This window comes from Rhodococcus sp. EPR-134, assembly GCF_001647205.1.
In the GTDB taxonomy this organism is placed as follows: domain Bacteria; phylum Actinomycetota; class Actinomycetes; order Mycobacteriales; family Mycobacteriaceae; genus Rhodococcus_F; species Rhodococcus_F qingshengii.
This window is the reverse complement of record NZ_LVCT01000626.1, coordinates 1-5,661: the sequence shown is the minus strand read 5'-3', so window position 1 is coordinate 5,661 and position 5,661 is coordinate 1. Positions and strand designations below refer to the sequence as shown.

At 63.9% G+C, this 5,661-nt stretch carries 4 protein-coding genes and 2 pseudogenes; 3 read left to right on the top strand and 3 right to left on the bottom strand.

From position 1 onward, the window contains the following. Positions 1-466: pseudogene (locus A2J01_RS27570) on the bottom strand (hypothetical protein); the annotation flags it as partial. A gap of 66 nt (positions 467-532) precedes the next feature. Here A2J01_RS27570 and A2J01_RS27565 point away from each other — a divergent pair. Genes A2J01_RS27565 through A2J01_RS27555 form a run of 3 tightly spaced genes read left to right on the top strand, consistent with a single transcriptional unit; the run spans position 533 to position 3,493 of the window. Next, positions 533-1,483 (top strand): Ppx/GppA phosphatase family protein, encoded by a 951-nt coding sequence (locus tag A2J01_RS27565; RefSeq protein WP_003941975.1) that lies wholly within the window; start codon positions 533-535, stop codon positions 1,481-1,483. Then, a complete protein-coding gene (locus A2J01_RS27560; protein WP_042453001.1) occupies positions 1,483-2,601 on the top strand; it encodes a hypothetical protein in 1,119 nt (372 codons plus the stop codon). Before A2J01_RS27565 ends, A2J01_RS27560 begins: the two co-directional genes overlap by 1 nt. Positions 2,602-2,608: 7 nt before the next feature. Then, the gene (locus A2J01_RS27555) at positions 2,609-3,493 is read left to right on the top strand and encodes a sugar phosphate isomerase/epimerase family protein (RefSeq protein WP_019744388.1); all 885 of its coding nucleotides are present in this window, start codon (positions 2,609-2,611) and stop codon (positions 3,491-3,493) included. On the opposite strand, the gene A2J01_RS27550 is transcribed toward A2J01_RS27555, so the two are convergent. Continuing rightward, a complete protein-coding gene (locus A2J01_RS27550; RefSeq protein WP_064114002.1) occupies positions 3,473-4,906 on the bottom strand; it encodes an HAD-IB family hydrolase in 1,434 nt (477 codons plus the stop codon). The two genes, A2J01_RS27555 and A2J01_RS27550, sit on opposite strands and share 21 nt — an antisense overlap. Next, positions 4,903-5,661: pseudogene (locus A2J01_RS27545) on the bottom strand (glycerol-3-phosphate 1-O-acyltransferase); the annotation flags it as partial. The gene A2J01_RS27550 and the pseudogene A2J01_RS27545, both read right to left, overlap by 4 nt.

Below are 5,661 nucleotides of genomic sequence, written 5' to 3'. Positions count from 1 at the left end.
ACACGTCCGGTTTCACCTCGAGCGGCTCGATGCCCTTCTTGAGCGCCATGGAATGCAGAGCGCAGCCCTCGCCTCCGGCAAAACCCGGCCGGTTGAGGAAGATGCACGCTCCTTTGTAGCGGCGGGTGCGCAGCGCGGGCTCGTCCTCGAGGTCGTCTTCTTCGACGTAGCCCTTCTTGCCGAGACCCTTTTCCATGAACTGCCAGTCTTCGGCTGTGAGCATTTTCACTGACGCATCGAGCTTGTCCTGATCTTCCTGATCGGAGAGGAAAGCGCCGTGCGAGCAGCAACCGTCGTCCGGGCGGTCTCCGATGATGCCCTGACACGCCGGCGTGCCGAACACGCAGGTCCAATGCGAGAGCAACCACGTCATATCAGCGGAAATGAGGTGTTCGGAGTTATCCGGATCGACAAATTCGACCCATTCGCGCGGGAAATCGAGATCGACCTCGGGGCTCGGAGTCATCTTGTGGGACCGGTCTGGGTTACCTGCTGTCACAAGGGCCGACCGTAGACCCAGTAACGTGGCGATGTGCGACTAGGGGTACTCGACGTCGGAAGCAATACCGTCCATCTATTGGTTGTGGACGCCCATCGGGGCGGCCACCCAACACCCATGAGCTCGACCAAGTCCACGTTGAGGCTGGCAGAAAACACTGACGACCGCGGCGATATCACCACGTCAGGAGCCGATCGGTTGGTGTCGACGGTTTCCGAATTCGCCGGTATCGCCAAGACGTCCGGGTGCGAGGAAATGATGGCTTTTGCCACTTCCGCGGTCCGTGACGCCAACAATTCCGAAGCCGTACTCGCCCGCGTCCGCGCCGAGACCGGAGTCAACCTCGAGGTTCTGTCCGGGGTCGACGAAGCCCGCTTGACCTTTCTGGCCGTGCGCCGCTGGTACGGCTGGAGCGCCGGACGCATCCTGAACCTGGACATCGGCGGCGGCTCGCTCGAACTCACAGCAGGTGGTGACGAGGATCCGGACGTCGCCTTCTCACTGCAACTCGGTGCCGGACGGTTGACGCGCGACTGGCTACAGGCCGATCCGCCGGGCAAGCGCCGGGTCGCTGTGTTGCGCGACTGGCTGGACGCGGAGTTGGTCGGACCAGCCAAGGAACTGCGCGCCGCCGGCGACTGGGACCGCACGGTCGGGACTTCGAAGACCTTCCGATCGTTGGCTCGGCTCACCGGCGCGGCCCCTTCTGCCGCAGGCCCCCGGGCAAAACGGACCCTGACTTCCAGCGGACTCAGGCAACTCATAGCCTTCATATCCAGGATGACGGCGGCGGACCGTGCAGAATTGGAAGGAGTGAGCTCGGATCGGTCACAGCAGATTGTGGCCGGCGCGCTCATCGCAGAGGCAACCATGCGGGCGCTCGGAGTGGACGAACTGGAAATTTGTCCCTGGGCACTGCGTGAGGGTCTGATTCTGCGAAAGCTCGACACAGAAATGGGCGGTGAATTGGTGGTGAGTGCTTGATGACCGAGGACAGTCAGCAGATTTCCGTAGCGGAACTGCTCAAGCGGAACGGTCAGAGCGTCGAATCCCGAGGTGGACGACGCCGGCGCGGCGTAGCCGGTGGCATCTCCGTCGCCGAACTGACGGGTGAGATCCCGATCGTTCGCCAGTCGGGATCGCGCGCGGCCGCCGAGCCCGAGTCCGACGAACCAGCAGCCCAGCCCGAAGCCGCTGCGCCGGAAAACTCTGCACCTTCAGCGCCGGCCGAGGCTGTTGCGGAAACCGCCAAGTCAGCCGAACCGGCACCGAAGGTTCCCGCTGATCGCACCGCAGCCTTCGCCGTCTCGTTCGACGACGACGATGACGATGACGAGCCGCAGGCACCCAAGGGTGAGTCGAAGCCGGTTGCTGCGCCGCCGGTCACCACTCCGAAGCCGACTTCCACACCTTCGCCGGGACAGACCTCGAAGTCCTCGCCCGGGCAGTGGGTGAGCCGGGCACCGCTCAACTCCTCGTCACCGACGCAGGTAACGCAGGAACCAGCCCTGCTGTCGGGTCAGACCCTGGCGGGCGACCTGATGCGTCAGGAGCGCGCCGCAACGCAGTCGCCGTCGTTGCGTCCGCCGATCCTGCCGCCGCGTGTCCCCACTCCCGTCGCCAAGGCACCTGCACAGACCGCTCCCGCTCCGGCCGCGCCGGAAGAGAGCACCGAACTGATCGACAAGATCGCAGACGCGGATGCCGGCGAGGCCGAATCCACCGCCGTGGTCGATCTGGTCAAGGCGCCGGCTGTCGATGACGGTGCAAAAAAGACCAGTGCCGCCGCGGAGTCCGATGTCGAAGCCGAACCGGCAGCGGAAGAGGCAGGCGAGCGTAACTCGATCCGTGAATGGGCAGTGCTTGCCGGTCAGGTGGTTGTTGCACTGATCGTCGGCGGCGCGATGTTCAAGGGCTTCGAGAAGCTGTGGGACATGCTGCCGTGGGTGGCGTTGGTGCTCGCGCTGATCGTGATCGTCGGCCTGGTTGCCGTCGTGCGGGTTCTGCGGAAGACGGACGACATCACGAGTTTCGTGATCGCGGTGGTCGTCGGCATGATCGTGACGCTCGGTCCACTGGCGTTCTTGTTGACCTCGGGTTGATCGGACGATGATCGGGGGATCGCAGCGCATGGTTCGTCGGCCGATAGCCGTCGGCTTGTCGACGGCTTCGGTATATCCGGAGAACACGGAAGCAGCATTTCGCTACGCCGCTGATCTCGGATACGACGGTGTCGAACTGATGGTGTGGGCCGAATCCGTGAGTCAGGACATCGGTGCTGTTGCCGCCCTCGTTCGCAAGTACGCCATTCCGGTGCAGGCCGTGCATGCGCCGTGTCTGCTGATTTCGCAGCGCGTGTGGGGTTCCGATCCGGTCGAGAAGCTCGAGCGTTCGGTGCGCACCGCCGAAACCTTGGGAGCGACGACGGTGGTCGTCCACCCGCCGTTCCGGTGGCAGCGCAAGTACGCCGAAGGCTTCGCGGAACAGGTTGTCGATCTCGAATCGAAGAGCAGCGTCGTTGTGGCGGTGGAGAACATGTTCCCCATGCGCGCCGACAGCTTCTTCGGGGGCAAGGACAAGTCCGCGGAGCGTCTGCGTAAGCGTGGCGGTCCGGGGGCAGCGTTGTCCGCGTTCAGTCCGTCGTACGACCCGACCGATTCCGATCACGCTCACTACACTCTCGACCTGTCGCACACCGCGACGGCGGGCATGGATGCCCTGGAGTTGGCCTCCCGTATGGGCAAGGGGCTCGAGCACCTGCACCTGGCCGACGGTCGCGGGGCGTCGATGGACGAGCACCTGATTCCGGGGCATGGCTCACAGCCGTGCGCGGAGTTGTGTCAGCAATTGGCTGCGAGCGAATTCAGCGGCCAGGCAGTCATCGAGATCAACACGCAGAACGCGCGCACCCGGCGGGAGCGGTCGTCGATGCTGGCGCAGGCGCTCGCGTTTGCACGCGAGCACCTGGCACGCTCAGCGGTGGCCGGCAAATAGCGCAGCTTCGAACTGCGCGCGTACCTTCTCGACGTGTGCGTCGAGGTCTTTGGTCTCCCAGCCTTCGGTCGAGATGGGATCGAGCACCGAGACATAGACCGGGCCTGGATGGGCGACAAGCGAATTGCGCCACATCCGTTCACCCGCGTTGTGAATCACCACGGGCACGATCGGCACACCGGCTTGGATCGCCAAGTGGAATCCACCCTTCTTGAAAGGGCCCAGACGTGGCGTCGGAGAACGGGTGCCCTCCGGAGCTATGACTATCGAGACACCATTCTTCAGCTTGTCGACTGCCGGTTGCAGTGCAGCCTTCGCCTTCGTGGTGTCGGTGCGGTCGATGTAGGCGACGTCGAGCAGTGCACCGACGGGCATGAACCGCGGATCGCTTGCCGCTTCCTTCTTCGCGACGCCGGTCACGTCACGCTTGATCACGGTGCCCAGGACCAACATGTCCAGGGAACTCTGATGGTTGAACATGAACACCGCCGGGCGGTGATCCCACACGTTGTGCTCGCCGTCGATCTCGACGTCGATGCCCAGCAGTGAGAGCGAGATGTCGGGGCCGTACGTGCCGACCAGGTTCGCACCCAGTTGACGGTTCCCGGTGAGAATGCCTGCCGACGCACCGAGGGCGGCGGTGGCAGCAAGCGCGCCCATGGCCGTCGCCGTTCGGATCGTGGAGATCGGTGTTGCGCCTCGTTGCGGTTTACGCAGGCTGACCGAAGGCCAGTGATTGCGCAACGCGATCTTGGCCAGACCACGATCGGGATTCAACGCGACAGGTCGCCCGACGGCCTCGAGCATGAAGACGTCTTCGACACCGTTGGAGTACGCAAACGCGTTCTTCAGATCGGCGCCCATCTTCTCGGCATAGCCTGCAAGGGCATTGGCCTTGGCCGGCCCCCACAGTGCGGGCGAAGACAGTTCGCCGGTGAGCATGCCGTCGACGACTTCGGGCTCGGTGCACAGCACGTCTTCGATGTCGAGATCTTCGGCGACGTACTTGGCCTGGAACGGAGTCGCCGACGTAGCCATCACGATCGTGTGGCCGGCTCGCCGGTGTGCCGCCAGTAGCCCGCGGGCTTCCGGGTAGATCATCGCGGCGATCTCCTGCTTGAACAGCCGTCGGCCCCAGTCGTTCAGTTCCTCGACGGTACGGCCGCCCAAGGCTCGAACGCCGATGTCCATCAGTGCTCCGACGTCAGCACCGCGGAATTGGGTGTCGATCGCGGCACCGGTGGTGCGCAAGAGTTCGCCGACGCTGATATCCAAGCGTCGCAGGCGGTCTCGGTACACAACGCTGGCCGAGTACCCGCTGATCAAGGTGCCGTCGAGGTCGAAGGCGGCGATCGTTCCGGGCCCGGGCGGGGCGGCTTCGATGGCGGAGTGCAGACGCTCGAGTCCGGTCACAGTCCTACTTCCTCGTTCGCGGCGGGCGCTCGGTTTGCTTCTGGAATGGTCACTACCGCGGCGGCGTCCGGTACCGGCATCGCCACCTGATCGAGTCGTGCATGCGCGAGTGCGCGAAGGTGACGCAGGCGCTCGACCTGAACCTTGATCTCGGCAGCGAATGCCAGGCGCCTGGCCCGGACTCCGTCGTCGTCGACTTCGATCAAGTTACGGTTGCGCGCCAAATTCAGTGCGGTGGCGAACAACTCACCGGAGACGGATTCGTTGCTGGCGATCTGCTGCCGCAGTCGACGCTGATGTGCGACGTCGATGCAGTTGCTGATGAACGACTTTTCGTCGAACGATGTCGAAATCGGCGCGAGCACAAGCTGATCGGCGACAACCTGGTACGCCTCGAGGAACGGTTGGAGCACGCGGTGCGCGAGGTACGGGCGAACCGTCTCGATCATGTGCTCGGTTCGTTTGTCGTCGGCCATGACGGTTTCCCACTCGGGGTCGATCAGCGTCAGCTCGGTCCGCATCTCCTGCTCGAACGTGTCCCGGTCACTGAAGAAGAACTCGAATTTCAACAAATCTCGGATGCGCTTGGCCTCTGCCCACCCGTCCCCGATGGGGTCCTCGAACCGCTCTTCGACGGCTGCCTGAAGTACGAGTTCGGTGATGGCACGCACGACAAGAAAGTGAATCGTGTTGTTGCGGTAGAAGGCAGCGACAAGATGCTGGTCCTTGCCGAGGTAGAAGACCTGCTCGCCGCC

Excerpts from the sequence above, each read along its gene's own strand:
- A2J01_RS27560 (WP_042453001.1), top strand. The coding sequence starts at position 1,483 with ATGACCGAGGACAGTCAGCAGATTTCCGTAGCGGAACTGCTCAAGCGG.
- A2J01_RS27555 (WP_019744388.1), top strand. The coding sequence starts at position 2,609 with ATGATCGGGGGATCGCAGCGCATGGTTCGTCGGCCGATAGCCGTCGGC.